Source organism: Streptosporangium sp. NPDC023963, from assembly GCF_040639135.1.
Classification (GTDB): domain Bacteria; phylum Actinomycetota; class Actinomycetes; order Streptosporangiales; family Streptosporangiaceae; genus Streptosporangium.
Genome location: NZ_JBEZZK010000026.1, coordinates 37,821 through 64,000, shown reverse-complemented (window position 1 = coordinate 64,000; position 26,180 = coordinate 37,821). Strand labels below are relative to the sequence as shown.

The 26,180-nt window shown below is 70.6% G+C and carries 23 protein-coding genes; 12 read left to right on the top strand and 11 right to left on the bottom strand.

Going from position 1 to position 26,180, the window contains the following annotated elements; genetic code table 11:
- Positions 1 to 214: 214 nt before the first annotated feature.
- Positions 215 to 2,311, top strand: coding sequence for a hypothetical protein (locus tag AB0F88_RS42365; RefSeq protein WP_362697622.1), 2,097 nt, complete (start codon positions 215 to 217; stop codon positions 2,309 to 2,311).
- A 1-nt stretch (position 2,312) separates the two neighbouring features.
- Here the strand turns inward: AB0F88_RS42365 and AB0F88_RS42360 are convergent, their stop codons facing one another.
- A complete protein-coding gene (locus AB0F88_RS42360; protein WP_362697619.1) occupies positions 2,313 to 2,756 on the bottom strand; it encodes a hypothetical protein in 444 nt (147 codons plus the stop codon).
- An 85-nt stretch (positions 2,757 to 2,841) separates the two neighbouring features.
- On the opposite strand from AB0F88_RS42360, the gene AB0F88_RS42355 reads away from it, so the two are divergent.
- On the top strand, positions 2,842 to 3,132 hold the full coding sequence (locus AB0F88_RS42355; RefSeq protein WP_362697616.1) for a hypothetical protein: 291 nt from the start codon (positions 2,842 to 2,844) through the stop codon (positions 3,130 to 3,132).
- A 46-nt stretch (positions 3,133 to 3,178) separates the two neighbouring features.
- On the opposite strand, the gene AB0F88_RS42350 is transcribed toward AB0F88_RS42355, so the two are convergent.
- Entirely contained in the window at positions 3,179 to 3,481 is a 303-nt protein-coding gene (locus AB0F88_RS42350; RefSeq protein WP_362697613.1) for a DUF397 domain-containing protein, read from the bottom strand.
- Between the two features lie 24 nt (positions 3,482 to 3,505).
- On the bottom strand, positions 3,506 to 4,360 hold the full coding sequence (locus AB0F88_RS42345; RefSeq protein WP_362697610.1) for a helix-turn-helix transcriptional regulator: 855 nt from the start codon (positions 4,358 to 4,360) through the stop codon (positions 3,506 to 3,508).
- Between the two features lie 196 nt (positions 4,361 to 4,556).
- Here AB0F88_RS42345 and AB0F88_RS42340 point away from each other — a divergent pair, with 196 nt between their 5' ends.
- Complete coding sequence (locus tag AB0F88_RS42340) at positions 4,557 to 4,832, top strand: hypothetical protein (protein WP_362697607.1); 276 nt, start codon at positions 4,557 to 4,559, stop codon at positions 4,830 to 4,832.
- Here AB0F88_RS42340 and AB0F88_RS42335 read toward each other — a convergent pair.
- Positions 4,766 to 4,993, bottom strand: a complete 228-nt coding sequence (locus tag AB0F88_RS42335) for a hypothetical protein (RefSeq protein WP_362697667.1) — start codon at positions 4,991 to 4,993, stop codon at positions 4,766 to 4,768. The two genes, AB0F88_RS42340 and AB0F88_RS42335, sit on opposite strands and share 67 nt — an antisense overlap.
- Here AB0F88_RS42335 and AB0F88_RS42330 point away from each other — a divergent pair.
- The 3 genes from AB0F88_RS42330 (at position 4,913) to AB0F88_RS42320 (ending at position 10,861) form a co-directional block, all read left to right on the top strand.
- Positions 4,913 to 5,395: a hypothetical protein gene (locus AB0F88_RS42330; protein ID WP_362697664.1), complete on the top strand. Its 483-nt coding sequence runs from the start codon at positions 4,913 to 4,915 to the stop codon at positions 5,393 to 5,395. The two genes, AB0F88_RS42335 and AB0F88_RS42330, sit on opposite strands and share 81 nt — an antisense overlap.
- 152 nt (positions 5,396 to 5,547) lie before the next feature.
- Positions 5,548 to 8,553, top strand: coding sequence for a hypothetical protein (locus tag AB0F88_RS42325; protein WP_362697604.1), 3,006 nt, complete (start codon positions 5,548 to 5,550; stop codon positions 8,551 to 8,553).
- A gap of 130 nt (positions 8,554 to 8,683) precedes the next feature.
- Positions 8,684 to 10,861 (top strand): N-6 DNA methylase, encoded by a 2,178-nt coding sequence (locus tag AB0F88_RS42320; protein ID WP_362697601.1) that lies wholly within the window; start codon positions 8,684 to 8,686, stop codon positions 10,859 to 10,861.
- A gap of 51 nt (positions 10,862 to 10,912) precedes the next feature.
- On the opposite strand, the gene AB0F88_RS42315 is transcribed toward AB0F88_RS42320, so the two are convergent.
- On the bottom strand, positions 10,913 to 11,206 hold the full coding sequence (locus AB0F88_RS42315) for a hypothetical protein (RefSeq protein WP_362697598.1): 294 nt from the start codon (positions 11,204 to 11,206) through the stop codon (positions 10,913 to 10,915).
- A gap of 771 nt (positions 11,207 to 11,977) precedes the next feature.
- Here AB0F88_RS42315 and AB0F88_RS42310 point away from each other — a divergent pair.
- Positions 11,978 to 14,104, top strand: a complete 2,127-nt coding sequence (locus tag AB0F88_RS42310) for a hypothetical protein (RefSeq protein ID WP_362697595.1) — start codon at positions 11,978 to 11,980, stop codon at positions 14,102 to 14,104.
- A 22-nt stretch (positions 14,105 to 14,126) separates the two neighbouring features.
- Here AB0F88_RS42310 and AB0F88_RS42305 read toward each other — a convergent pair whose 3' ends face one another.
- Both AB0F88_RS42305 and AB0F88_RS42300 read right to left on the bottom strand, forming a co-directional pair.
- On the bottom strand, positions 14,127 to 15,350 hold the full coding sequence (locus tag AB0F88_RS42305; protein ID WP_362697592.1) for a HAMP domain-containing sensor histidine kinase: 1,224 nt from the start codon (positions 15,348 to 15,350) through the stop codon (positions 14,127 to 14,129).
- Positions 15,347 to 16,003 (bottom strand): response regulator transcription factor, encoded by a 657-nt coding sequence (locus AB0F88_RS42300; protein WP_362697661.1) that lies wholly within the window; start codon positions 16,001 to 16,003, stop codon positions 15,347 to 15,349. The genes AB0F88_RS42305 and AB0F88_RS42300 overlap by 4 nt, the downstream gene beginning before the upstream one ends.
- A 161-nt stretch (positions 16,004 to 16,164) precedes the next feature.
- On the opposite strand from AB0F88_RS42300, the gene AB0F88_RS42295 reads away from it, so the two are divergent.
- The 4 genes from AB0F88_RS42295 to AB0F88_RS42280 are packed head-to-tail and all read left to right on the top strand — an operon-like array spanning position 16,165 to position 19,830.
- Positions 16,165 to 16,680, top strand: a complete 516-nt coding sequence (locus tag AB0F88_RS42295) for a hypothetical protein (RefSeq protein ID WP_362697589.1) — start codon at positions 16,165 to 16,167, stop codon at positions 16,678 to 16,680.
- Positions 16,680 to 17,882, top strand: coding sequence for a peptidoglycan-binding protein (locus tag AB0F88_RS42290; protein WP_362697587.1), 1,203 nt, complete (start codon positions 16,680 to 16,682; stop codon positions 17,880 to 17,882). Before AB0F88_RS42295 ends, AB0F88_RS42290 begins: the two co-directional genes overlap by 1 nt.
- Positions 17,879 to 18,610, top strand: coding sequence for an ABC transporter ATP-binding protein (locus tag AB0F88_RS42285; protein ID WP_362697584.1), 732 nt, complete (start codon positions 17,879 to 17,881; stop codon positions 18,608 to 18,610). The genes AB0F88_RS42290 and AB0F88_RS42285 overlap by 4 nt, the downstream gene beginning before the upstream one ends.
- Complete coding sequence (locus AB0F88_RS42280) at positions 18,607 to 19,830, top strand: ABC transporter permease (RefSeq protein WP_362697581.1); 1,224 nt, start codon at positions 18,607 to 18,609, stop codon at positions 19,828 to 19,830. The genes AB0F88_RS42285 and AB0F88_RS42280 overlap by 4 nt, the downstream gene beginning before the upstream one ends.
- Positions 19,831 to 20,065: 235 nt before the next feature.
- On the opposite strand, the gene AB0F88_RS42275 is transcribed toward AB0F88_RS42280, so the two are convergent.
- Positions 20,066 to 21,556, bottom strand: coding sequence for a serine/threonine-protein kinase (locus AB0F88_RS42275; protein WP_362697578.1), 1,491 nt, complete (start codon positions 21,554 to 21,556; stop codon positions 20,066 to 20,068).
- Between the two features lie 353 nt (positions 21,557 to 21,909).
- Here AB0F88_RS42275 and AB0F88_RS42270 point away from each other — a divergent pair, with 353 nt between their 5' ends.
- Positions 21,910 to 22,926, top strand: coding sequence for a D-isomer specific 2-hydroxyacid dehydrogenase family protein (locus AB0F88_RS42270; protein ID WP_362697575.1), 1,017 nt, complete (start codon positions 21,910 to 21,912; stop codon positions 22,924 to 22,926).
- A gap of 118 nt (positions 22,927 to 23,044) precedes the next feature.
- Here the strand turns inward: AB0F88_RS42270 and AB0F88_RS42265 are convergent, their stop codons facing one another.
- From AB0F88_RS42265 to AB0F88_RS42255, 3 genes are all read right to left on the bottom strand, one after another.
- Positions 23,045 to 23,458, bottom strand: coding sequence for a VOC family protein (locus AB0F88_RS42265; protein WP_362697572.1), 414 nt, complete (start codon positions 23,456 to 23,458; stop codon positions 23,045 to 23,047).
- A 90-nt stretch (positions 23,459 to 23,548) separates the two neighbouring features.
- Entirely contained in the window at positions 23,549 to 24,604 is a 1,056-nt protein-coding gene (locus AB0F88_RS42260; protein ID WP_362697570.1) for a helix-turn-helix domain-containing protein, read from the bottom strand.
- 285 nt (positions 24,605 to 24,889) lie between these two features.
- Positions 24,890 to 26,053 carry a M20 family metallopeptidase gene (locus AB0F88_RS42255; RefSeq protein ID WP_362697567.1) on the bottom strand — a complete coding sequence of 388 codons (1,164 nt, stop codon included), beginning with the start codon at positions 26,051 to 26,053 and terminating at the stop codon, positions 24,890 to 24,892.
- Between the last annotated feature and the right edge of the window lie 127 nt (positions 26,054 to 26,180).

Below are 26,180 nucleotides of genomic sequence, written 5' to 3'. Positions count from 1 at the left end.
TGCCGCTGTGCGAATGGCTCATACTTCCAGGCTGTCATCGGGCAAAACGATATCTACCGGCTATCCACCCCATACTGGACGACCGTATTTCTTATTCAGCGTGACATCCCCGGACAGGTCAAGGTCCGAGGCAATCTCCATGCTGAATGAAAATCGCTCATTCTGGAACTAGAGTGAAATAACTGAAAATAGGGCGAGAGGGGTGGTGGAGTCGATGTCGCCGGGAGCGGGGCCCACGTCGCCGGACTTCACCGGAATCGACCCCGATCTGATGCGGACCTTCGTCACCGCGCTGGAACGCGGGCGCGACGTGATCGGCGAGCAGTCCGAGCGGATCCGGCAGCTGCTCACGGCGGCCGAGGTGTCGGCGGCGGGGCTGGGGCCGATCAGGGAGATCGACGGCTGGGTCGGCGACGAGCTGCCGAAGCTGCGCGAACGCCTGGAGACGATCAATCAGGACCTCCCCATGCTGGGACAGGGACCCCACATCCCGAAGCAGGGCTCGCTGTGGACCGGCGACCCGCTCCAGGACCCGTTCCGGTGGGGGCTGCTGCCCTACGACGAGAAGACGGGAAAGTCCCCGGCGGGCAACGCCAAGAAGGGCACCGACCTCGCCGCCGAGTTCCGCCGTCTTCCCGAGTCCTCCCTCGGCCTGCCCAACGCCGCCTACAACCGGATCCTCGAAAAGCTCGCCGACGGGCAGAAGGACGCCTATCTCACCGCCGGGTTCTTCCGGTCCATCGGTCCCGAGGGCATGCTCAGCATGGTCAGCCGCCTGGAGAGGTACGACAAGAAGGCGGCCGACAAGCACCGCAAGGTCATGGGCGACGCCCTGGCCACGGCGGTCGGCGCGCAACCGGCCCTCCTCGGCTCGGCCTGGCAGTCCGGCAACCTCAAGAAGGCGTCGGACCACGAGCTGACGACCCTGCTCCGGCACGGCATGTTCCCCACCGCGTGGCTCACCGAGATTGCGCGGAGCAGGGTGGGCAAGCCGGTCGGCGCCGGCGACGGCTCCCGCCCCCGGCGCTGGGAGACCGACCTCGCCCCGCTGCTGCCGACCCTGGCGAACAACCCCGACGTGGCCAGGGGCCTGTTCAACGCCATGTCCCGCGAGGACCTCAGGGACCTGTTCACCGAGCTCAACCGCATGAGGAGCCCCGAAGAGCCCTGGAAGCGGGTGGGTGGCATGGACTTCGACGTCAGTACGGAGTTCGGCCGGATGCTCGCCGCCGGAGGCGGGGCCTACGAGAAGGGACCGCACAGCCCCGAGGCCGCGAAGTTCGCCTTCAACGTGATGACCATCATGGGAGACCTCAAGGACACCGACGGCACCACGGACTCGCCGGCCACCCCGATGGAGGTCGCGCCGAAAGCCCGGCCCTTCATGTCGGCGCTGGCCGGCGCCTACGCCGCCGAGATCACCGAGGGCGCGAACATCGGTGACGCCAACATGATCGAGGAGAGCGTTCTGAAGCCCTTCACCTCGGCGTTCGGCACGACGGCGGCGTTCACTTTGAGCCCGGAGGACACCTACCGCTTCCTGAAGACCTTCGCCGACTCCTCGGCGAACCTCGCCCCGTTCGACCGGGCGATGGGCGGCTTCTCCCAGAAGCTCATCGCCGACGCCTCGGAGAAGGCCCGGCGCACCGGAAGTGTCGGCGACCTGTTGCAAGTGTTCAAAGCCCTGGGCAACGTACGCGGCTTCGAGCTGGCCGCCGTCGAGAAGGTCCAGGGCGACTTGGACGCGATCGACAAGCAACAGAAGGACACGTTCAACTTCTTCCGCGACGCCACCATCGGCCTGGCGGGCATGTACATCGGATCCGGCCCGGTCGCGGCCTACGCCTGGTACGCGCTGAGCACCGGACTCTCCGGCTACGGCGCCTTCATCGAGGAGGACGTGACCCGGATGGACCGGGTCGACGAGGCGGACAGGGTGGCGACCCTTGGCCGCCAGCACATGTACGCGCAAATACTCATGGCCAATGGCTTCAATCCAACGGTGACACCCGCCGAGTTCCAGGCCGACCGCGTGTCCATCATAGATTCCCAGGGCAACCTCAAACCATTCTCCGAGCTGATCAAGCCACCCGATGTCCCCCTCACCGACGCCAATGGCAACCTCAGATCGCCCTCCGAGTTGCTCAAGAAGGGGAACGAAGGGCTTGAGGCTTTCGAGAAGTGGGCAGTGGCCAACGGGATGGGCAGCGAGGAAGATCTTTCCGTAGGAAAACTGTCCGACGACACGGCGAACCAGTTCGAGGCTGGCAACAAGCGAGGCCGAGCGCGCGGTCTGGCCTTTGACAGCTAACTCATGAGATCGGTAGACACTCGGTTTCACCTCTCACCGCGTACTGCCCGTTGCCCGGCGATTCCAAAGTCATCCTCGTCTTGTAGTCGTCATTGGCAAGCTTGAGAGGAGCATCACCACGATCTTCAACGATGCGATAGGGAGCCACGCCGGAAAGTGATCCCAACAGAAGATCGTTGAGACTGTCCGACTCCAACCTCTCTGTTCCATACCTACCGGTGGCCGCAAAAGTACGCTTAGCCTTTCCCTCTCCACAGGGAATATCGCGCCCACCAGAATCAGTGATTCGGACATCCAAAGCGTGGCGCTCCTTCATCAACTCGGTGATGTGTGATTTAAGGGTCTCTCCCGCTTCGGCCGCTGTGGGGCCACTTTCCCCACATCCGGACACTGTCAGCACCATCGCAGCGCAGAGCAAAACACCGCGCCATACAAAACGTGTCATGCGTTCCTCCGGGACTGGCCGAGGTGCCGTAGATCCAATAATGTCCAATAGTCCGCGCCCTGTATCCGCATCCGAAGAGGGATATATGAATCCTGGCCCGGAAGATCTGGTGCCCAACCCGCGGCGTCAGGTGCTGGAACAGACATTGGTGGAGGTCAAGGCGAGAGTCGCCCTCCTTGAGGCCGCGCTCGACCCGGCCCATGGCCAGTTCACCGGCCAGTCGGTGTGGGTGGGGCCGAAGGCCCGGACGTTCACCGAAGATCTCACCGCTCGCCGCACCCGACTGCGCCAGGCGGCCAGGGCGCTCGTCGACGCGCTCGAAGAGGAGATCCGGTCCGCCCCGGCTAAGGTTCCACCTTCCGCCGCGCGGCAGTGACACATCAGGCTGAAATCTGACCGGGAGCCGACGCTACGGACTCACGTCACGCCTCGTGGCGCGCAGCCAGGTTGCCGAAGCCATCGCCCTTGATCCTGTCGAGGAAGGCGTCCCATTCGGCCGAGGTGAAAGCCAGCATGGGCCCCTCGGGGTCCTTGGAGTCGCGCACAAGGAAGAGCAGGTCGACATCGGGGCCGAGCGAGGTATCGGCGAGGGCGACTTCGACGCAGTCGGGGCCGTCACCGCTCAGCGAGCTCTTGTGCCAGACGCCGACCTCGACGCAGTCTTGACCGTTCCCGCTGCGTGAGCTCTTACGCCACGTCACCTGGGACAGTTCCGGTGTGGACATTCCGCATTGCCTTTCACGAAGTGGTCATTCGAACTGGGAAGCCGCCTCGGCAATGAAGCGGCGGGAGTCATCCGGGTCCAGCGCTTTCGCCCGCAGGTGATCGAAGGCCAGGCTGTATCGGTAAATATCCGTCTCTCGTTCTATGTAGAGACTTCCCGTGAAGTTCTCCATGAACACCACGTCGGGGTCGGCAGGTTCGGGAAACTCCATGATCTGGAATGCGCCGTTCGTACCGGGATGGACTCCGGCAGCGAAGGGCAGGACCTGGATGGCGACGTTGGGCAGGTCGGTTATGTCGAGTAGCCGTTTGAGCTGGGAGCGCATTACCTCAGGTCCGCCGACAGGACGACGGATGACGGCTTCGTCCAGAACAGTCCAGAGACGCAGGGGCACATCTTGAATGAGAAGCGTCTGGCGAGCCATGCGGACCTCGACGCGGCGCTCGATCTCGCCCGGGGATGAGATAGACAAGGCGGAGCGGATCACGGCGCGGGCGTAGTCCTCGGTCTGGAGAAGACCGGGAAGAACCGTGGGTGCGAAGCTGCGCATTGAGGTCGCTTCGGCTTCGAGCCCTATGTAGGTGGTGTACTCCGTGGGGAGATCGCCGTACGCCTGCCACCAGCCCTTCTTGCGGGCATCTTTCGCAAGGTCAAGCAGCTCTCCCCGCTTGGCGGAGTCGACAGCGTAGAGGTCGAGAAGGCGTCCGGTGTCCGTGAGAGCCACCCTGACGCGGGCCGTCTCGATCCGCGAGACCTTCGTAGTGGACCAGCCAAGCCGTTCTCCGACCTCTTCCATCGTCAGTTGAGCCCGTTCGCGCAAACGTCGCAGCTCAGAGGCCAGACGGCGCCTGCGCACCGTGGGACTTGCGGTTTGCTTCACGTTCACTCCTCCTTGAGTCGAAGCCAAGAGTAGCTGTCTCGTAACAGAAAGTGTTGAGGTTACTTCCCGAGCAATTTGCCAATCCCGTTGCACGGCCCTCCGCCTGGCTGCATGCTCTAAGTACACAGTCAGTGACTTTGGGTCACCAAAAGGTGTTCGGACACCTTGGCCACGAAGGGCGGAGGATCAGATGAGGGTGCGCGATCTTCAAGGGTGGGGCGGTGAGTTGCTGGAGTTGGCGTGGGAGTTGAACGATCTCGGGTTCGACTCCGTGGTCAGGCTCTCGCCCGGTCGGCGGCCGAGCGTGGAGATCTTCGTGCCGCCGGGGCGGTCGAGGGTCGTCACGGCTCAGCGGGGCCGTACGTCGGTGTTCACCTGGGAGCGGCGAGACCGTGACCGGCAGGGTCAGGAACCGCGGCGTCGCGGCAGGATGCGGGAGGCGGCCGAGCGGCTGGCGGAGGAGGCGCGGTGAGGGCGCTGGGACTGCTCGGCCAGGTCGATCTGCCCGCGCAGATCGCCGCCGTCCCCCAGGCCCGCCGCTACGTCCGCGACCTGCTGAAGGGGCTCGACCACCCGCACACCGACGACGCGCTGCTCCTGCTCACCGAACTCGTCACCAACTCCGTACGCCACTCCGACTCCGGCCGCTGCCCCAGCGGGCGGATCACCATCGCCGTCGCCCATCACGATGGAACGCTCCACATCGACGTGATCGACGCCGGTTCGACGGCCGGGCACCGGCCCCTGGTCTGCGTGGGCGTGCCCCCCCGACAGCGGCGGAGGGCGTGGACTCTGGCTGGTCAGGGAGCTGTCGTCGGCCTGGGGGTGGTACGAGATCCTTGCCGGACGTGTCGTCTGGTTCCAGCTGAGCGAGCGGTGACCTCGTGGTCCGCCGGGAACACCCGCCCCATTGCCTCAGCTCACGCGAAGTCGATCGCTCGGGGAGCGTTCCGTCACGGACACGAACCAGACTGCACAATCATCCCAATCTCGTGTCCCTGCAAAAATTATTGTGCACTTAGTTCACATTTTTGAGGAAATGCTCTACGTTCCATGGATGTGACGCGGCACACATCCGATCGGGTTACCGAGCGGAGTCCTTTCGCTCCGATCCGGCGTGAGCCGCGCGTCCCACCGAAGAAAGCCCCCGGCCGGTGAGGTCGACGGGCACCGATCTCGGAGGAAACATGGGCACTGCCGACCTCACCACTGTTGCGAACGGCGACCTCACCGACCGCGCCCCTGCCGCAGGCGGCGGCAACCGTCCCGCCGTATCGGTGGGGGGCAACCCCGCGGCCCTCGCGGCCAGCGCCGGCCGCGCCGTCCTGGCGGCCGGTGGTGACCGCGCCGCCGCGCTCGCGGGCGACCGGGCCGAGACGATCGCCGAGGAACAGCGCGCCGTCGACCACGCGTACGACTGCGTCGAGCGGAAGCGGCTGAACGCCGACCGGGTCAGGAACACGCACGGCCAGGAGCACCCGGACACCGGCCTTCCCTTCGTGCCGGACGTTCCCCCCGAGTTCGGCGTGGAGGACGACCTCGGCGGGCAGCCCCTCGTCTTCATGCGCGTCGACGTCGCCGACGACCCCGACGGCCGGGAGACCTGGCGCATCGGGCGCCGCTCGGTCCGCGACGCCGAGGGCGACCTCGTGGTGATCAGCTGGACCTCCGACCAGGCCGTACGGTGGATGAAGGCCCGCTCCTCCCGTCCCGGGGAGATCCGGCTCCGCCGCAGGCTGCGCCTGCACGGGCGCACGGTGACCGACTACTTCGACGACATCCGTCCCCGGGTCGCGAATCGCAGGGCCCCGGAACCACTGGACAGTCTGGAAGCCCTCGACGAGCCGCAGGCCGTCGAGCCGCCCGGCGAGGACGCGGACGCCTTCCTCCTCGCCGACCTCGACCGGGGACGCGACGGGCTGATGCGCGACATCGTGGAGACCATCCAGCGCGACCAGCTGGACCTGGTCTCCGACGGGCGCCCCGGGGTGCTGGTCGTCCAGGGCGGTCCGGGGACCGGCAAGACGGCCGTCGGCCTGCACCGCGTCGTCTGGCTGCTGGATCCGACGAACCGGGGGCTCACCCCGGACGACGTCCTCGTGGTGGGGCCGCACCGGGGGTTCCTGCGCTACGTCAGCCAGGTCCTGCCGAGGCTCGGCAGCCGGGGGGTCGCCACCGTGGAGGTGTCTCGGCTCTGGGACGGCGAGGTCCGCGCCGAGGACACCTCCCAGGCGCACCTGGTCAAGTCCGACGAGCGGATGGCCGAGGTCCTGCGCCGCGCCGTCGAGAGCGGCATCCGCCCCGAGGCGCTGGCCTCCCACATCAGCGACGACGTCTTCAGCACCCCGTACCGAGGGACCGCCCTGACGCTTCCGGCCGCCGAGATCGAGGCGCTCGCCGTCGACGCGCGCGACTCCAGCGGCCCGTACCTGGTACGCCGCCGCAAGTTCGTCGACACGTTCGTCGACCGGCTGCTGACCAGGTACGCCAAGGCGCTGCCCGGCCAGCGCCCGGACGGCGCCCTGCGCTCCGGCATCGAGAAGCACGGCCGGGTGGCCTCCCTGATCAACGCCGTGTGGCCCGCGCTCAACGCCGAGACCATCCTGCGCAAAACGCTGAACGACCCGGAGACGCTCCGGGTCGCGGCCTCCGGCCTGCTGACCGCCGAGGAGCGGGAGACCCTCGCGCGGCCCCGGGTGGCTCGTGCCTCCGAGGAGCCCTGGACGCTCGACGACCTGGTCTGCCTTGAGGAACTGCGCCACCTGCTGTCCGGCGACGAGCCGCGCCGCTACCGCCACATCGTCGTGGACGAGGCCCAGGACCTCACGCCCATGCAGGCGCGTTCCCTCTCCCGCCGCTGCCCCGGCGGCTCCATGACCGTGCTCGGCGACCTCGCCCAGACCACCGGCGCCCGCCAGTACGACGTGTGGGAGCGGCTGGCCGGGATCCTCGGCGGGCGCGACGGCTGGCATCTGGCCGAGCTCACCGTGGGCTACCGGGTCCCGGACGAGGTCATGCGGTTCGCGGCGCCGCTGGCCAGGGCCGTGTCCCTCTCCACCGCGGTTCCCGTGTCGGTGCGCGGCGCCGACGAGACGTCGCTGACGATCACGCGTACCGAACCGGATCGTTTGGCGAACGAGGCCGTCTCGCGGGCGCTGGACCTCGCCACGGCCGGTCTGGAGCGGTCGCGGTCGGTCGCGCTGATCGTCCCCGACGGCACCGCGCTGCTGGAGGAGCTGGAGCGGAAGGTCGGGGAGATCCAGGGGGCCGTTCCCGCGGACGGCGTCCCGCCGGTGAGCGTCCTGCCCGCGACCATGGCCAGGGGCCTGGAGTTCGACCACGTCGTGGTGGTCGAACCGGCCGCCATCGCCGATCAGGGACCCGCCGGGCCTCGACGGCTCTATGTGGCGATCACCCGGTGCACCCAGTCGCTCAGCGTGCTGCACGCGGCGCCGCTCCCGGCCCTGCTGGGCGGCCCCGCCGGCCCGGCGCTCGCCGTACCGGGTGAGCAGGTCCTCGCCGTACCGGGTGAGCAGGTCACCTCGACGCTCGCCATGACGAACGAGCCGACCGCTCCGACGCTCACCGTGACAGACCGGCCGGCCTCCCCGGCTCCGACCGTGCCGGACGCGCCGGTCACCTCGATGCCGGCCGTTCCGATCGTGCCGGTCACCCCGCTCACTACCGACCCGCCCAGCCGGCCCGCCGAGGAGAACACGACCATGGATTCCGGCACGACGGTCACGGGCGACGGCTTCCAGGACTTCGTCTCCTCGCTGGAGGAGCGCGTCCGCGCCGACAGGCGGTGCCACGTCCACGAGCAGCTGCGCCACATGCTCATCGCCGAGCTGCACGGGGCCCGGCTCGCCCCCGAGCAGTCCCCCTTCGCCGACATCACCTGCAAGGGACCGGGAGGGACGGTCCTGTACGAGGTCCTGGGAGAGGGCGGGCACACCTACGAGCGCATGCGCGAGGCCGTGCTCCGGATCATGGAGGTCGAGCACGTCGGCGGGGAGCGCGCGGAACACAGGTTCCTCGTGCTCCCCCAGGCCCCCGAGCCCGCGTGGGCTCCGGCGATGCCCGCCACGGCCTTCACCGTCACGACGATCTGGAGAGACGGTGCCGGGTGGGCCGGGGAGAACCTCGCCGTCGCCCTTGGCCAGGTTTCCCCGGCCGAGTCGACTCCCGGGTGAACTGAGTCAACGGATAGGCTGCGAAGGGACCTTCCCAGGAAGGCACGGTGCCCGCCCACCTCGGCACATCCCGTCACCGTGCCTCCCGGCGGTGGGGTCGCCACCGTCCTGTCCCCTACCCGGAGACACCATGCCTCCTTCTGCCGACCCGTCTGTCTCCGTCACCCTGGCGGAGATAGCCAGGATCGCCGGTGTCGGGCGCGCGGCCGTCAGCAACTGGCGCCGCCGTCACGACAGCTTCCCCGCGCCGGTCGGCGGCACGGACACCAGCCCGCAGTTCGCGCTGTCACAGGTGGAGGAGTGGCTGAGACGGCAGGGGAAGCTCGACGAGGTCGGCAGCCGGGAACGGCTGTGGCCGGAGTTCGAGGCGCTCGGGGACCGCGACACGATGGGGAGGGCGATCGCCGCGGCCGGTGCCCGGCTCGCCCGGGAGGAGGCCGGACCTCCGGCGAGCCCACCGGGCGCGGGACACCTGGCAGACCTACCGGACATCGGCGCGGCCGGAGGACTTCCGGACGACACCGGTCTCTCCGACGCCCAGCGGTCCCTGGTGGAACGCGCGGTCGGCCTGGCGAGGAAACACGGGGCCCGGGAGACCTACGACTTCCTGCTCGGCCGCTGGCTCGACACGCACGTCCGGCAGATCGGTGTCACGCCACCCCCGCTGGCGGCCCTGATGGCCCAGGTCGCCGAACTGTCGCGCGACGGCGAGGCCGGTGACGTCGGCACCGTGTTCGACCCCGCGTGCGGCACGGGCGGTCTCCTGCTCGCCGCCGCCCGGCAGTGGGCCGGCACGGTGGACGCGCCCCCCTCGGACGTCCCGCTGAAACTGCTCGGCCAGGACGTCGACCCGACCCAGGCGGCACTGGCCGCCGTACGGATCCTGCTCGCCGGTCACTCGCCGGGGCGTGAGGCCGCGTGGGAGGTGGACGTCCGGGCCGGGAACACCCTGCGCGCCGATCCCCACCCCGGTGTCCGCGCCGACGTGGTGCTGTGCAACCCGCCGTTCAACGAGCGCGACTGGGGATACGAGGAGCTCGCCACCGACGCCCGCTGGACGTACGGCCTGCCTCCCCGCACCGAGCCCGAGCTCGCCTGGACACAGCACGCGCTGAGCCGCCTGGCGCCCGGCGGGACGGCGGTGCTGCTGATGCCCCCCGGTGTCGCCTCCCGCAAGGCAGGGCGCCGGATCCGGGCCGGGCTGCTTCGTAGCGGCGTGCTGCGCGCGGTGGTCGCCCTCCCGCCGGGGACCGCGCCCCCGCACAGCGTCGCGCTGCACCTGTGGGTCCTTCGAGCACCGGCCGAAGGCGGAACGGGCGCGGGGACCGGGGTGCTGCTGGTCGACGCGGCCGGGGTCCAGCCTGAGCCGTCGGGGGGAACGCAGCGGACGGGCCGGGCGGCGATCGACTGGCCCCTGTTGCACAGGCGCGTGGTGTCGGCCGTCCAGCCGGGAGACGAGGACAGGGACCGGCCGGCCGATCACGCCGTGCTCCCGGTGATCGATCTCCTGGACGACGAGGTGGACCTCACCCCCGCACGGCACGTCCCCAAGGTGGCGGCCTCGACGGACCTGGGCCTGCGGCGCTCGTGGAACCGGTTCGGCACCCTGCTCCACGAGCTGCGGGACCTGACCGCGACCCTGTCCGCGCTCGAACCGAGCGGCGAGGAGCCGGCGGGCCAGGGCGCGGTGACCGTGGGCGACCTGCTCCGGGCGGGCGCGATGACGATGCGGGCCGGGCAGCAACCGGCGGACGGCGCGGTGCGCACCGGAGACGCCCCCGATGACGCCGTGCCCGTGCTGACCGTCGCCGACGTGCTGGCCGGAGGCAGACCGTCCGGCTGGTTGCCCGTGCGGGAGGTCTCGGCGGGAGAGACCGCGGGCACCCTCACCGTGACCGTCCCGGAGGAGGTGGTGGTCGTCGGGGCCTACCGGGCGTTCGGCGCCTGGGTCGACACCGGCGCCCCCACGGTGCTGGGCTCACAACTGTTCGCCCTGCGCGTGGATCCGACGCTGCTCGACCCGTGGTTCCTGGCCGGTTGCCTGCGCGCCCCGGCCAACGCGAGGCAGGCGGGAACCCACGCCTCGACCTCCTCCCGTCTCGACGTCCGCAGGCTGCAGGTCCTGCGGTTGCCCCTTGAGGAGCAGCGCCGCTACGGCGAGGCCTTCCGGCGGCTCACCGCCTTCGAACGGTCACTGCAAGAAGCCAGGGCGATCGGCGGGGAGCTGGTCGACGGCCTGACCGACGGCCTGTCCGCCGGGAGGATGCCCCGCCACTGGCCGGAGCGGGCGCCCCGGGGCGGGGCGTGAGCTGACCACCGGCTCTGTCCAGGACCCGTCGTGTCCTGTCTCGTCGCCGGCCTACTCGATCGCGTCAAGATGGGCGAGCTGTTCGTCGGACCGTTCCCCCTCCGCGTGCGAGCGCACCTCGGCGAGTGTCGGGGCGGGCACCTCCAGCTGTCGGGCCAGGACGGCGATCCTGGCGGAGAGATCCGCCAGGGTGCGGACCTCGCGCAGACGTGCCATTCCCAGCGTCCTCTCCTTCACGGCGCGGAGCCGGGGGGAGTCGTCGTCGCACAGCTCGAGCCGGATCCCGGTCTCCGCCTGTTGCCGGCGGCGCCAGGAGTGCCACCAGCGCAAGGCCGGCGGGTCCATGCTGCACGGGACGCACAGCACCCACTGACACGTCTCTTACCAAGAGAAGCTCCGGGGGGCGTGCGAGAGGAAACGATCTTTGGGGCAAGCCGACGGGCGAAGGCCGGAACCTCGCCACCCCAGTTCTCATGCGAGATCCGCACGTTTTCCCGGAACTCGACGGAACCGCACCATACCTGGCCACTCTGGATCCAGGCCCGAAATCCAGACATGGCCCGCTGGACAGCCCGGCGACCTCGCGATGACCGCGGGTTACTTCTCCACCGAGGCCCGACAAAGTCGGTTGAGTTTATAAAATCGCGACACATCTACCACGGCCCCACCATCCCCACAAGTTCCCCGGAGTCCGGGATAACGCCGCCGGCTCGTGCCGTTCATCGCCACCTTCGCGCCCGGCGGCGGTCCCGCGTGCGCATCGGCGTGGACCCCTGACGCCCGCCGCGCGGAAAGAGCCCGGCCCCCGTGCGGGCGTCCCGGACGGCCACCGAGCTGCGACCTCCGCAAAGGCCATGACACCACGTCAGCATGTCGTCACACTTGGGTGCGACAAAGTCGGCCGATTGCGGCAACCATGAAGCCCTTGAACCCGATTTACGTCATATAAAGCCTAATTCCACATTAAAACAGCATTTATGGTGCACCTTGCACCTGCTGGAACCTGCGGAGCCCGGCTGACATCCAACCCCGTACGACTGGCGTCCACTTATCGGACGTGAGCCGCACATCCCCCAGGTTGATGACATATGAGGTGTCGTGACTATGGCGTCGAACGTGACGCGGTTATATCGGGCGGTGCTGCGCGACCCGGCCGCCCCCATCTCGATCCGGCTGCGCCGCACCTTCTCGGAGTGGGTCGAGCGGAAGGGGTTCCCGCCCCCGGGCGCGGCGCGGGCGATGGTCGAGGCCGAGGCCGGCCGGGCACGGCTCGCGATGGAACGGCGCGGTGACTGCGGCCGCTACACGCTCGACGAGCCGGACGGGGAAGGGCACCTGCGGACCCGGGTGACCTACGCGGAATCGGTGCCGGGCATGACCGGGTGGGTCATCGTCACCGTGGACCGGCACGAGGGGCGTGAGCCGGAACGGCAGCGGCGGGAACCGTACCGGAGCGGAAGGCGCGAACCGGAACGGCGGGAACGGCAGGAGCGGCACGAACCGGCCGTGGTGAGCGTGCCCGGTTTCCTCCCCGCGTACCTGCGCACCGCGCGCATCAGCGACGGCGGCATCCAGGTGGAGGACGGCCCGGTGGTCCTCGACGAGGAGGGCATGGACCGGTTCGTCCCGGTGATGACCGAACCCCGCCGGAGGATGCCGATCCTCGTTCTCTCCGTGGACCCCCAGAACCCGGAGGCCGCGCGGGCCCGTGCCGACTATCTGGCCGGCGCGGTCACCGGCGCGGGCCTGGTGGTACGGCTGGCCGACCTGCGCGCCCAGAACCGGTTCAACAAGGCGATGGGCAGGGAGCTGGGCGTGTTCGGCGGCGGGATCCGCACCTACCTCGCCCCCTTCGACCCCGCCGAGGAACGCCACCCCCGCAGGCACCCGCCCATGGGCGCCGCCATGATCCGGGACCAGGGTGACGCCGCCCTGGACCGGATCGTCGTCGGAGCGGTCGGCGACACCGTCCGTCGCGACCTTCCCGCGGACGTCCAGCGGACGCTCCACGTCGTCTACCGGGTGCTCGCCGGGCGCGCCGACCTGAGCGAGATCGCCGAGGCCGCGCGCCGTCCCGCGAAGACCGACTCCGCCCGCGAGGAGCTGCGACGGCGGATGATGACCATGACCCGGCGCCCGGCGCCCGCCCCGGCCGCCGGAACCGGCGAGGCCGGCCCGGTCTCCACCGGGTCCGCCGGGAAGCAGGGGCCGCCTTCCCCGGACAAGGCCACCGTCATCACGGAGAACGAGGAGACCGAGGAGACCGAGCAGGACGAGGAGACCCGGAAGAACGAGGAGACCGGGAGGAGCGGGGAGGTCCTCTCCGGGGGCGGCGGCCCGCTCTCCGGGGTGGAGCAGATCGCCCAGGTGGTGGCGGACATGGTGGTCAAGGAACTGCGCGGCGATCTGGACGCGGCGCTGGGGCTCGCCACGTCGTCACAGGCCTCCGCCGGTGACCTCGCCAGGGTTCTCCGCGAGCTCCACACGCTCGGCGCGCACCTTTCCGGCCTGCGTGACGTCGTCGCGGAACGGCGTGGCGAGGCCATCCTCGCGGACGAGGAGGGCGACCGTCCGGCCGCCGAGGCCGGGAGCCTTCGCGAGGAGTACCGGCTGCTCACCGAGGAGTACGCCGAGGCCGTCACGAGCGCCAGGAAGCTCACCGAGCGGGTCCGCTGGCTGGAGGGCAGGCTCGCCGCGGCGGGCCAGCCGGTGTACGGCGTGCCCGAGGAGACCCCCGTCTTCGAACCCGCCAGCCTGGTCGCGGTCCTGGTCGAGGCCCGCGAGAGCCTGCGCCACATCGTCGTCGGCGACACCGACGGCGCCGCCGCCCGGCTCGACCTGGACCACCCGGCCCAGTCGCGTACGTGGGCGGCGAAGGCGTGGGACTCCCTGCGCGCCCTGGAGGACTTCGCGAGGGCGCGGTCCGGCGGGGAGTTCTCCGGCGGCTTCTACGAGTGGTGCTCCCACGGCTCCTCCGGCCGCCTCACCATCCCCACCGGGATGCTGTCCATGCGCGAGTCGAAGAGCGTGGTCACCCGCGCCAAGTTCAGCGACCGCCGGACCTTCGCCGTCCCGCCCGAGGTGAACCCGGGCGGGCAGGTCCTGATGGAGTCCCACGTCAAGCTCCGGTCCGTCGGCTACCCCGCGCCCCGGATGTACTTCCACGACGACTCCGGCGGCGCCACCGGCAAGATCTGGATCGGCTACCTGGGCGAGCACCTCCCCAACACCCGTACGAACTGATCGGTGACGGGCACCTGTCGCGTCAAGCCGGAACAACGCCGGGGCCGTGGGTGCGGGGGAGGACGGCCGTCACGACCAGGCCGCCGCCTTCGCGCGGGCGGGCCGTGACGTCGCCGCCGTGGGCCCGGGCCACGGAGCGGACGATGGACAGGCCCAGTCCCGCGCTCTTCGCCGTGACCAGGCGGTCGGCACCCAGGCGGCGGAAGGGTTTGAAGAGTTCCGGGATGTCGTAGGGCGGTACGGCGGGCCCGGTGTTGCTGACCTCCACCTCGACGAGTCCGTCAGGCGCGGTACGGCTGACGACCCGCACCCAGCCGGTACCGTCGCCGGTGTTGTGCCGGATCCCGTTCTCGACCAGGTTGTGCACCAGGCGTTCGAGCAGGAGCGCGTCCCCGCTGGTGGGCGCGGGGCCCGCCGCCTCGTGCACAGTGATCTTCGCGTGCTCCGCCTGCCGGGCGGTCTGCACGATCACGTGGGACACCACGTCGGCCATGTCCACCGGTGACCGGTCTGCGATCTCGTGCTCGGCGCGGGCCAGCAGCAGCAGTCCCGAGATGAGCTGCTCGTGCCGGGCGTTGATCTCCAGGAGGCTCTCGCCGAGCTGCCTGACGTCGGACGACGCCGCTCTGCGATGCATGGCCAGCTCGACCAGCGCCCGGTTGAGCGTCAGCGGTGTGCGGAGTTCGTGCGAGGCGTTGGCGACGAACCTGCGCTGACCGTCGAAGGAGTGGTCGAGCCGCTCGACCATGGTGTCGAAGGCGTCGGCGAGCTCCTTCACCTCGTCCTCCGGCCCGCGCAGAGCGATTCGCGCGCGCAGACCGTGGTCGGCGACCGTGGTGACCGCGATCCGCCGCGCCGTGTCGGTCACCCGGCGCAGCGGGGCGAGCACCCGGCCGGCGACCACCCACCCGAGGCCCGCCGCGGCGGCACCGACCGCGGTCAGCGCGACCGCTCCCTGGGTGAGCAGCGAGGTGACCGCGGCGGTGCGCAGTTCCTCCTCCTGCCGCTGCAGCCACCGGATCGCCGCGGGGCCCGTGAACACGTGGCCGTTCGCGTTGATGAGGACCATCTCCTTCTGCCCGCCCCCGGATCCCCCGTACCTGTCGGTGAAGGACTGGGTCAGTTGCTGGTTGAACAGCAGGTAGGTGACGCCGAGCAGGGTCAGGCCCGCGGCGAGGAACAGGGCGCCGTACACGAGGGTGAGCCGGGTCCTCAGCGTGAGGCGGGGCAACCTGTCGATGATCATGCGATCCGGTACCCCTCACCCGGCATCGTCTCGATGACCGGGGGCTCCCCGAGCTTGCGCCGGAGTTTGAGTATGGTGAGGCGCACCGCGCCGGTGAAGGGGTCGGCGTGCTCGTCCCACGCCTTCTCCAGCAGTCGCTCGGCGGAGACGAGCGCCCCGTCGGCGCGCAGCAGTTCGGTCAGGACGGCGAACTCCTTCTTCGACAGCGGCACGTACCGTCCGTTCCTGAACACCTCCCGACGCGCGGGGTCGAGGGTGATCCCGGCCCTCCGCAGCACCGGCGGCACGGCCGGCCGTGAGCGCCGTCCCAGCGCCTGGACACGGGCGGCGAGTTCGGCGAAGGCGAACGGCTTGGCCAGGTAGTCGTCGGCCCCGAGGGACAGCCCGGCCACCCGGTCACCGATCTCCGCGGCGGCGGTGAGCATCAGCACCCGCGCGGTCGACTCCGATGCGACCAGTTCCCTGCAGACGTCGTCGCCGTGCACGAGGGGCAGGTCGCGGTCGAGAACGACCACGTCGTAGTCGTTGACCGCGATGCGTTCCAGCGCCGCCTCGCCGTCGTGCGCGGTGTCGACCGCGTGCGTCTCGCCGCGCAGCCACTCGGCTATCGCGTCGGCCAGCATCCGCTCGTCCTCCACCACCAGCACTCGCATCGCGTTCTCGCGCCCCCTCGTCATGTACGGACGAGGCGATGGTGCCGTACGCGGTGTTTGCTCGCCGTTAGCGCCGGTGGAAACGCGACCGAAACGCGCTCCCCTGTTGCATCACCTCTCGAACGGCCGGTGGAGAACCGGCCGGCGGAAGAGGAGCTGATATGAGAGTTCTCGGCGCTCTGGCGCTCGCCCTGGTCCTGGCAGGGTGTGGTACGGCCGGCGAAGGCGCGGACGTGGCGTCGGCGGGCGGCGGTGGTGACAAGCCCGCCGTGAGCAGCGCCACGCCGAGCCTGGACCAGCACGAGAGGGGGATCAAGTTCGCGCAGTGCATGCGTGAGAACGGTGTCGACATGGCGGACCCCGAACCCGGCAAGGGCGTCACCATCCGGCTCGACAAGAGCGTCGGCAAGGAGACGGTGGACAAGGCCACGGCGGCCTGCAAGGAGTTCTCCCCGATGGGCGGTTCCGGACCGGACGGGGCGGACCCGCGGAGGGCCGAGTCGATGCGCAAGTTCGCGCAGTGCATGCGGGACAACGGTGTGGAGGACTTCCCGGACCCCGAGGCCGGCGGCGGCCTGCGCGTGACCGGGGCCGTCGGCGAGGATCCGGACTTCCAGGTCGCGCAGGAGAAGTGCGCGAAGGAGTTCCTGCCCGAAGCGGGTCAGGGAGGCTCCTGATGGGCACGGCCACCCGCAGCCCCCTGGACGGGCCGCCGGAGCCGCAGGGGTCAGGGAGGCTCCTGATGGGCACGGCCACCCTCGACGACGGAACGGACATGGACGCGTCCTCTCCCCGTTCGCGGCGACGTCGTGGTTTCGGCCGCGGCAAGAAGGTCGCCGGACTGGTCGTCGCGGTCGCCGTCCTCGGAACGGCCGCCGCGGCCACGAGCGGCATGGTCGGCCCGGGCGGTACCGGAACGGACAGAAGCTCGGTCCTCCTGCCTCCGGCCACCACCCTGGTGAAGCGGCAGACGCTCGCCGACACGCGGGACGCCGACGGCGAGCTCGGCTACGGCCCGGCCGCCACCGCGGTGAGCCGGCAGCCCGGCACGGTCACCTGGCTCCCCGACAGCGGCGCCCAGGTCACCCGCGGCAAGCCGCTCTACAAAGTGGACGACAAGCCGGTGGTGCTGATGTACGGCACGACGCCGGCCTATCGCGACATGCGGATCGGCACCGAGGGGCCGGACGTCAGGCGCCTGGAGCGCAACCTCCGCCGGCTGGGCTACACCGGCTTCACCATGGACGACGAGTACACCGGCGCCACGGCCTCGGCGGTCGCGCGGTGGCAGGACGACCGGGGCCTGGAGGAGACCGGCGTCGTCGAGCTCGGCCGGGTCGTCTTCGCCGGTGGCAAGGTCCGCGTGGACAGCCTGGAGGCCGAGACCGGCCAGCCCATCGCCCCCGGTCAGAAGGTGCTGACCTACACCGGCACCACCAAGGTGATCACCGTCCGGCTACGGACGGAAGACCAGCGGATGGCGAAGAAGGGCGCCAAGGTGTCGGTCACCATGCCCGACGGCAAGAGCGTGGCGGGCAAGGTCACCGAGGTCGCCACGATCATCGAGCCCGGGGAGGGCCCGGACGCGGACCCGGAGACGAGGCTCGAGGCGCTCGTCTCCCTCAGCCGCCAGAAGGCGGCGACCGGCCTCGACCGGGCCGCGGTGGACGTGACCTTCACGGCGTCCAGGCGTAAGGACGTGCTGACCGTACCGGTCTCCGCGCTCGTGGCGCTGAGGGAGGGCGGATTCGGCGTCGAGGTCGTCGAGGGCGCCACGTCCCGCTACCTCAACGTGAGGACAGGACTGTTCGCCGGCGGCCGGGTCGAGATCTCCGGAGACGGCCTCGCCGAGGGCGCGACCGTGGGGATGCCGAGATGACGCCCCCGATGGTCTCTCTGTCGGACGTGACCAGGGTCTACCCCGGCGGGGTCACCGCGCTGGCCGCGGTCTCCATGGAGATCGGACGCGGCGAGCTCGTCGCCATCGTCGGCCCCTCCGGCTCGGGCAAGTCGACGATGCTCAACGTCGTCGGCACGCTCGACCGCCCCTCCTCCGGAACCGTGCGCATCGACGGGTACGACGTCTCGAAGCTGTCGGACAGCCGGCTCTCGGCGTTGCGGGCGACCCGGATCGGTTTCGTCTTCCAGCACTTCCACCTCGCCGCCAAGGTCCCGGCGCTGGACAACGTGGCCGACGGCCTCCTCTACACCGGCCTCGGCCTGTCCGAACGGCGGCGCCGGGCCTCGACCGCGCTGGAACGGGTCGGGCTCGGCCACCGCCTCGACCACGAGCCGCACGAGCTGTCCGGTGGTGAGCGGCAGCGCGTCGCCATCGCCCGGGCCGTGGCCGGGAACCCCCCGCTCCTCCTCGCCGACGAACCGACCGGCGCCCTGGACTCCGTCTCCGGGGCCGGGGTGATGGAACTGCTGCGCGAGCTGAACACCTCGAACACCACCGTCGTGATCATCACGCACGATCGGGAGATCGCCGCGAGCCTGCCCCGGCAGGTGCGGATGCGCGATGGCCGGATCGTCTCCGACTCCGCGATCGGCTCCGACTCCGCGGCCGGATCGCCGCGGCACGCCGAATCCGGGGTGGCGGGATGACCGTGATCGATCAGGCGGGTTCGCCGAAGCCTGTTCCCGCCAGGATGCGGCCACGCGACGTGATGCGGGTCGGCGCGTCCGGCCTGCGCACCCGCCCGATGCGGGCGTTCCTGTCCGCGCTCGGGATCGCCATCGGCATCGCCGCGATGATCGGCGTGGTCGGCATCTCGTCCTCGTCGGGGGCCGAGCTCGACCGTACGCTCTCGGCACTGGGCACGAACCTGCTCACCGTCTCGTCCGGCCAGACGCTCCTGGGCGAGGCGGCCAAGATGCCGGTGGACGCCGAAGCGATGATCGAGCGAATCGGCCCCGTGGAATCGGCCTCCGCGGCCGGGCGCGTCGGCGACGCCGAGGTCTACCGGTCCGAGGAGATTCCCAAGGCCCAGACCGGGGGTCTCACCACCTACGCCGCCCGTATCGACCTCCTGTCCACGGTGGGCGCGACGGTGCGCAGCGGCACCTGGCTCAACGAGGCCACCGAGCGTTACCCTGCCGTGGTGCTCGGGTCGGGGGCGGCGGAGCGCCTCGGGGTGGGCGCGGCGGCGCCGGACACCCAGGTGGTCGTGGGCGGCGTGCGGTTCACCGTCGTCGGCATCCTCGACCCGGTGCCGCTCGCCACCGAGCTGGACAGCGCGGCGCTGATCGGCTGGCCGGTCGCGGAGGCGACGCTGGACTTCGACGGGCACCCCACGATCCTCTATACCCGCTCCGACGAGTCGAGGCTGGAGTCCGTTCGCTCGGTCCTGGCCGGTACGGCGAACCCTCGGGCGCCGAACGAGGTCGAGGTCTCGCGCCCGTCCGACGCCCTCGCCGCCAAGCAGGCCACCAGCCAGGCGTTCACCGGGCTCCTCCTCGGGGTCGGCGCGGTCGCGCTGCTCGTCGGCGGCGTCGGGGTGGCCAACACCATGGTCATCTCGGTGCTGGAACGGCGCCCGGAGATCGGCCTGCGCCGCTCGCTCGGCGCGACGCGCGGGCAGATCCGCACGCAGTTCCTCATGGAGTCGCTGCTGCTCTCGGCCCTGGGCGGGGCGGGCGGGGTCTTCCTCGGCATCTGCGTCACCATCGGTTACGCGCTCTACCAGGGCTGGCCGGCCGTGATCCCCACCTGGGCGACGATCGGCGGCCTCGCGACGACCCTGGCCATCGGCGCCCTCGCCGGTCTCTACCCGGCCGTCCGCGCCTCCCGCCTCTCCCCGACGGAGGCACTCGCCACACCGTAGAACGCGGGCACCCGCCCATTCGTCACTCGCTGGGAGATCACCCATGACCGACCGTGTCCCCCTGCGGAGCAGTGCTCCGGGCGATCCGCGCCCGGCCTGCCGGGAGCCGCCACCGAGCCGTACGTGAACGGGAAGGTCTCCGGCCCTCCCCTGAGCGGCGGCGCCCCCGGCCCCGGCGGGCAGGATGCGGTGGCCCGGCGGCCGGTGACCGCCGCCGTTCCCGGAGACGCCCGGGTCAGCGGTCGGCGAGCCCCTGGAGGATCGCGCGGACCTTTCCGGCGTTGTGGTGGTACGGGCCGTACCTGCGTTCGAGGTCCGGCAGCAGCTCGCCGAGCAGCCGTTTGGCCCGCCCCCGGTTGCCCGCGTCGAGTTCCACCATCCCGATCTGGCTCCGGATCTCCAGGATCCGTTCCTCTCCCGCGCCGAACCGCCTCTCGTCGGCCAGCAGCCGCCGGAGCTGGGACAGGGCGAGGTTCGTCTCCCCGATCGCCGCGTGGCACCCCGCCTCCATCAACCGGCACCGCAGGGCGAGGTTGTTGTCCGGCCCCTCCACCCTGGCGACGTCGGCCGCGAGCCGCTGGAACTCGGGCGCCGCCCGGCGGTAGTCGCCGCCGAGGAAGAGGGCCTCGGCGAGTTCGATCCGCAGGTCGATCACGGCGGAGCTCGTCGAGCCGAAGGAGCCCGCGGCGGGTCCGACCACCTCGGCCAGGAGGTCCGCCGCCTGGCCGAAACGGGCTTCCGCCTTGAGCAGGTCGGCCTCCTTGCGAGCGCGCTCGATGTCGGCCCGCTCGATCTGCACCAGTCCCGTGGCACGCCTGATCCGCGCCGGCCGTACCGGATGGGAGGGCCGCCGGTCCTCGGCGCGCGGGGCGGAGATCCGTCCGAGGACGGTGGCGTACATGCGCACCGGGTGGGACGCGTCCAGGTCGACGTAGCCGGGAAAGGGCGGCAGCTCGCGGCAGAAGTCGAGCAGCCGCTCGTAGACGACGTCCGCGCTCGCCGGCCGCTCCTCGGGCGTCTTCGCGAGCAGCCGCAGGACGAGCCGCTCCAGTCCCTCGGGGACGTCCTGCCGTCTCGCGCGCAGCGGCCGGGGGGCGACGTCGGTGTGGTTGCGCATCGAGGCCAGCGGGGTGGGCGCGGCGAACTGGTTGGTCCCGGCGAGCATCTCGTCCAGGATCACGCCGAGGGAGTAGAGGTCGCTCCGCGGTCCCGCGGTCCCGGCCATGGCCTGCTCCGGCGGCATGTAGGCCGGGGTGCCGAGCACCTCGCCCGTCCTCGTGAGGTTCGTCGTGTCCGTGGTGGCGAGCGCGGCGGCGATGCCGAAGTCGAGGACCTTGACCGTGCCGTCGGGGCAGAGCATCAGGTTGCCCGGCTTGAGGTCGCGGTGGACCAGCGAGCTGGCGTGGGCCACGGCCAGCACCGAGCACACCTGGGCGGCGATCGCCGCGGCCCAGGCCACGGGCACCTCCGTCTCGTCGAGCAGGGTCGCGACGGAACACCCCCTGACGAGTTGCATGACCATGTAGAGGTCGTCACCGTGCGGCCCGCAGTCGTAGATGGTCGGCACCCCGGGGTGTTCCAGCCGGGCGGTGATCCGCGACTCGCGTACGAAACGCCTGGCCAGTTCCTCGTCCCGGCGACCATCGGGAAACCTTTCGGCTTTGATGAATTTGATGGCTATCTGCCGATCCAGGCGTTTGTCGTAGCCGAACCAGACCTCTCCCATTCCGCCGGAGCGACGCGACGTGGGATCCAACTCGTAACGGCCACCGATGATCGTTCCTCTGCCCAAAACGATCCGCCCTCCAGAAATGCCCCGTCTTCCCCAGGAAAATGTAGCGCTCCCGGAGTCCCGTCGTCGTGGGCGAAAGTCTCTCCAGGTCACCGCCCCGCGATCGGATCGGTTCGCGCCGGGCGAGATCGTCGAATGCGTCACGCGTCCGCGGTCCGGCTTTTCACGCGCCCACGTGATACCGGTCAATTCCCGGGTTACTTCCGGACCTCCGGGAAGTGACCGGTGAGGCGGGATCGCCCCGGGCCGGCGATACGCCGCAGATGATCTACGACAGAATGTCGTCCATGGAAGCCCGTATCGCGATAGCACCCTCCGCGGAGGCGAGGACGTCCCACGGACGGCCCGGCTCCGCCGATGTCGAGCTCGACCGGCTACGGCTCGGGATCGAGGAGGCCGTGTCCCGCGGCGGTGGTACCAACGTCCCGCTCGCCGACGCCGACGGCCTGGTGTGGCTCGTTCCCGGCGAGCCGGAGCTGCTCGGGGCGACGCTGGAGGCCCATCCCCGGATCGGGTGGGTGCAGTTCCCCTGGGCGGGGGTGGAGAGGTTCGCGTCATCGGGGGTGTTCGACCGCCCCGTGGTCTTCAGCTGCGCCAAGGGGTCGTTCGCCGGGCAGGTCGCCGAGCACGCGCTGATGCTGACGCTGGCCTGCCTGCGCAACCTCTCCCGCCAGGCGCGGACGCCCGGCTGGTGTCCGGTGGATCCCCGGTCGCTGCACGGCCGGCGGGTGACGATCCTCGGTGGCGGCGGCATAGCCACCGAGCTCGTCCGCCTCCTGCGGCCGTTCGAGTGCCGGATCCGGGTGATCCGCCGCCACCCCGAGAAGGCCGAGGGCGCCGACGGGACACCGCAGACGCCGGAGACACCGCAGACACCGCAGACGCCGGAGACGCTGCCGCCCTCGGCCCTGCCCGCCGTGCTTCCCGAGACCGACATCCTGGTGCTGGCTCTCGCCCTGACGCCGGAGACGAGGCACGTCGTCGGCGCCGCCCAGCTGGCGCTGCTGCCGCCACACGCCGTCGTCGTCAACGTCGCCCGCGGCGCGCACATCGACACCGGAGCGCTCGTCGAGGCCCTCGGCGCGGGGACGATCTCCGCCGCCGGCCTGGACGTGACGGATCCCGAGCCGCTCCCCGACGGGCACCCCCTGTGGGCCGACCCCCGGGTGCTCATCACCTCGCACTGCGCCGACTCCGCCGAGTACGTCGCGCGGATGCTCTGCGAGCGGGTCGAGCGCAACGTGGGCAACCTGCGCGCGGGCCGCCCGTTGGAGGGGGTGATCGACCCCGCCGCGGGATACTGAGGGATACCGGCCGTCGCTCGCACCTGCTCCGGACGGCCCGCGCTCCCACCGCGACGTCCGGCCGACCGGGATGACGGCGCGGCCGGGACACGGGACCGGGCGTCGCGGTGAACCGAGGTCAGCCGCGGGATGTTATCTGCTGGACCGCCCAGCCGTTGCCGTCCGGGTCGGTGAAGAAGACGAATCCCACGTTGTTGAGATCGTCTCCCTCACGGCTCGGGCGAGCGCCGGCCTTGCCCATCACCTGGACCTCGCCGACCTCCACCCCCCGCTCGACGAGGTGCGCGCGGGCCGCGTGGATGTCCGAGACCACCAGTTGCAGGCCCCGCAGCGAGCCCGGCTCCATGTCGACGAAGCCCTTCCCCAGGACGATCGAGCAACCGGATCCGGGGGGAGTGAGCTGGACGATCTGAGGGCCGCCGTCGATCCGGGTGTCGTGGTCGACCGTGAAGCCGACCTTCTTCTCGTAGAAGTCCTTGGCCCGGTCGATGTCGCTGACGGGGACCACCACCACTTCCAGGGTCCAGTTCATGAGATCTCTCCTCCTGGTAGCCGCGGTGGCTCTCCGGCCGGCCGGCGCTCATCTCTTTATAACCTTTTCGTTCTATAACCTTATGGTTTTCTATAGGTCCGCGTGGCGGCTGTCAACCGGAACCGGACCTTCGCCGGAGGCGTCCGCCGTGTCCCTCGGTTCCCGAAGGTGGCGCCGGTAGGCCGCGGGCGAGGCGCCGTAGGCCGTGCGGAAGGCCCGGTTGAAGTGGGAGTCGCTGGTGAAACCCCAGCGCGAGGCGATGGTGCGGACGGGCAGGTCGTCCATCAGGGGGTCGGCCAGGTCGCGGCGGCAGCGTTCGAGCCGTCGCAGGCGGATCCAGCCTCCGACGGTGACCCCCTCCGGCTGGAAGAGCTTGTGCAGGTGGCGAACGGAGATGTGGTGGGCCGCGGCGATGTCCGAAGGCGACAGGTCCGTCTCGCCCAGCCCTCTCTCGATGAACGCCTGGATACGCATGAGGAGGACCCCGTGGGGGTTGGACAGGGAGCCGGACGCGTCCGTGTCGAGTTCGTGGGCCAGCAGGGCGGCGACCAGGTCGAGGATGACCGTCGACAGCCGCAGCGCGTCGGAGGGCGAGCGCCGGCCGGGCTGCGCGATCAGCTGGTGGAGGAGCCCGCTGAGCAGCGCGCCGATGCCGTCCTTGCCCGACAGCCGCACCGCGAGCAACCGTTCGGCCGCCGAGGCCGAAAGCGGCAGGACCTCGCGGGGGAACTGCAGGATCAGGCCGTCGGACACGCTCGGACGGGACCCGCCCGCCGCCCTGGAACCGGCGCCTTCCGCCACGGTCCAGGCGTGGAACGTGCGGGAGGTGTCGTACAGCGTGATGTCGGTCGGCGCCAGCCCGGCCTCCCGGCCCTCCTGCTGGATGCCCGACCGCCCGCGAAGGGTGAGGGAGAGCTGGTAGTGGCCGGGGTCGGACCGGCGGATCCGGCTCGGGCTGCGGCGCGCGTCGAACGAGACGCACCGCACCCGGGACAGCTGCGCCACCCCGAGGTCGAGCGTGCGCATCTCGGCCCAGAAGTCCGCGGCCTGGTCGCTGGAGACGTCCACCGAGACCACAGACTGCGCGACGGCCTCCCACCAGAAGTCGAATCGCTCCTGAACGGGGACGCCGTCAAGCCGTAACACGGAAGGAAGCAGCAACTTTTCTCCCGACAAACACCACAAAAGGGACTAACGACAAACTGTCGGAAATCTCGCATTCTCGGGTGTCCGTTTACCATCTGCCGCGGAGAGCCGAACGGCCCCGCCTGACAAGCGGAAAGTCGCGATCGTCCGCACCTCACCCCCACGTGGGCCCCGGCCACACCCCCGGTGACCGGTCCTCACCCACGTCAACGACCATCACGATTCCAGCGTTCCAGACTTTTTCCGCGTCTCCCGCGAATTACGCCACCGGCGCGAAACACCTGTTCAGCCGCCCGCGCCGATCACTCGCGTGGCGGCGAGGTAGGCGGCGAGCAGGCTCTCGGCGACCGCCGTCACGGTCTCGTCTCCGGGCAGGAAGTACGGGCTGTGCAGTCCCGACTCCGTGTCGGTGCCCACGAACAGCATCAGCGACGGCACGACCGACGCGAAGTGGGCGAAGTCGTCGGCACCGCAGGAGCGCAGCGTGGCGGGCATGTGGTGGGCGACGTCGACGAGGATGCAGCCCGTCTCCTCGGCGAGGCGTGCGTCGTTGACGAGCACGGGCTCCCCGGGCGTGATCCGCACCTCCGCCTCGCAGCCGTGGACGCGGGCCACGCCCTCGGCGACCTCGCGGAAGCGGTGGTGCAGCTGGTGGCGCCACGACTCCGACATCGTACGCAGGGTGCCCCGGGCGGAGGCGTGACCCGGCATCGCGTTGGGGGCGCTGCCCGCCGACACGGTCCCGAAGGTGACCACGGTCGGCGTCATCGGGTCGGCGTCGCGGCTGACGAGCTGCTGCGCGGCCACGATGATCTGGGCGAGCGCCAGGACCGAGTCGCGGGACAGGTGGGGGTAGGCCGCGTGCCCGCCCTGCCCGCGGACGGTGACGGTGAACTCGTCGGAGGAGGCGTTGACCGCGCCCGGCGTGCAGGCCGTCTCGCCGGCGCCGAGCACCGGCTGGACGTGTGCCGCGATCATCGCGCCGACCCGGTTCCTGCGGAGCGCGCCGGAGTCGACGATGTCGCGGGCACCGGAGGGGTGGGTCTCCTCGCGCGGCTGCAGCACCGCGACCATCGGCGCCGGCGCCCGTACCCGGTCGACCGCCCTGGTCAGCGCCACCAGCGCCGCGAGGTGCACGTCGTGGCCGCAGGCGTGCATGGCGCCGTTGCGCGAGGCCCAGGGCACGTCCGTCTCCTCCGGGATCGGCAGGGCGTCCAGCTCCCCGCGCACCCCGACGGCCAGGCCCTCGCCCCCGACGCGGAGGAGCGCGCCGGTCCCGGCCACCCGCTCCGTCGCGTCGCCCTCGGGCAGCGCGTCCAGCACGCGCTTGAGCGTCGGCTCCTCCTTTCCCGACACGCACGGCTCGGCGTGCAGTTCCCTCCGCAGCTGGAAGGCGGCGGGCAGCTCGGCGTGCAGAGCGGCGCGGAGCCGCTCGTGGATCTCGTTCATCGCCGCCCCCCGAGCCGGCGGGCGTCGCGGTTTCCCCTCACGCGTCCTCCTCGGCGGGTGCGGCGAGTACGCGGACGTGAGTGCCGATCATGGATCTCCCTCTGACTGTGCGTGGTGCCGTTCTGGT

What these genes read in the sequence shown, in the direction of transcription:
- AB0F88_RS42275 (WP_362697578.1), bottom strand. Translation starts at nt 21,556, where the DNA reads ATGGGAGAGGTCTGGTTCGGCTACGACAAACGCCTGGATCGGCAGATA.
- AB0F88_RS42265 (WP_362697572.1), bottom strand. Translation starts at nt 23,458, where the DNA reads ATGAACTGGACCCTGGAAGTGGTGGTGGTCCCCGTCAGCGACATCGAC.
- AB0F88_RS42295 (WP_362697589.1), top strand. Translation starts at nt 16,165, where the DNA reads ATGAGAGTTCTCGGCGCTCTGGCGCTCGCCCTGGTCCTGGCAGGGTGT.
- AB0F88_RS42365 (WP_362697622.1), top strand. Translation starts at nt 215, where the DNA reads ATGTCGCCGGGAGCGGGGCCCACGTCGCCGGACTTCACCGGAATCGAC.
- AB0F88_RS42350 (WP_362697613.1), bottom strand. Translation starts at nt 3,481, where the DNA reads ATGTCCACACCGGAACTGTCCCAGGTGACGTGGCGTAAGAGCTCACGC.
- AB0F88_RS42300 (WP_362697661.1), bottom strand. Translation starts at nt 16,003, where the DNA reads ATGCGAGTGCTGGTGGTGGAGGACGAGCGGATGCTGGCCGACGCGATA.
- AB0F88_RS42315 (WP_362697598.1), bottom strand. Translation starts at nt 11,206, where the DNA reads ATGGACCCGCCGGCCTTGCGCTGGTGGCACTCCTGGCGCCGCCGGCAA.
- AB0F88_RS42255 (WP_362697567.1), bottom strand. Translation starts at nt 26,053, where the DNA reads ATGAACGAGATCCACGAGCGGCTCCGCGCCGCTCTGCACGCCGAGCTG.
- AB0F88_RS42325 (WP_362697604.1), top strand. Translation starts at nt 5,548, where the DNA reads ATGGGCACTGCCGACCTCACCACTGTTGCGAACGGCGACCTCACCGAC.
- AB0F88_RS42290 (WP_362697587.1), top strand. Translation starts at nt 16,680, where the DNA reads ATGGGCACGGCCACCCGCAGCCCCCTGGACGGGCCGCCGGAGCCGCAG.
- AB0F88_RS42320 (WP_362697601.1), top strand. Translation starts at nt 8,684, where the DNA reads ATGCCTCCTTCTGCCGACCCGTCTGTCTCCGTCACCCTGGCGGAGATA.
- AB0F88_RS42305 (WP_362697592.1), bottom strand. Translation starts at nt 15,350, where the DNA reads ATGATCATCGACAGGTTGCCCCGCCTCACGCTGAGGACCCGGCTCACC.
- AB0F88_RS42270 (WP_362697575.1), top strand. Translation starts at nt 21,910, where the DNA reads ATGGAAGCCCGTATCGCGATAGCACCCTCCGCGGAGGCGAGGACGTCC.
- AB0F88_RS42355 (WP_362697616.1), top strand. Translation starts at nt 2,842, where the DNA reads ATGAATCCTGGCCCGGAAGATCTGGTGCCCAACCCGCGGCGTCAGGTG.
- AB0F88_RS42280 (WP_362697581.1), top strand. Translation starts at nt 18,607, where the DNA reads ATGACCGTGATCGATCAGGCGGGTTCGCCGAAGCCTGTTCCCGCCAGG.
- AB0F88_RS42285 (WP_362697584.1), top strand. Translation starts at nt 17,879, where the DNA reads ATGACGCCCCCGATGGTCTCTCTGTCGGACGTGACCAGGGTCTACCCC.
- AB0F88_RS42360 (WP_362697619.1), bottom strand. Translation starts at nt 2,756, where the DNA reads ATGACACGTTTTGTATGGCGCGGTGTTTTGCTCTGCGCTGCGATGGTG.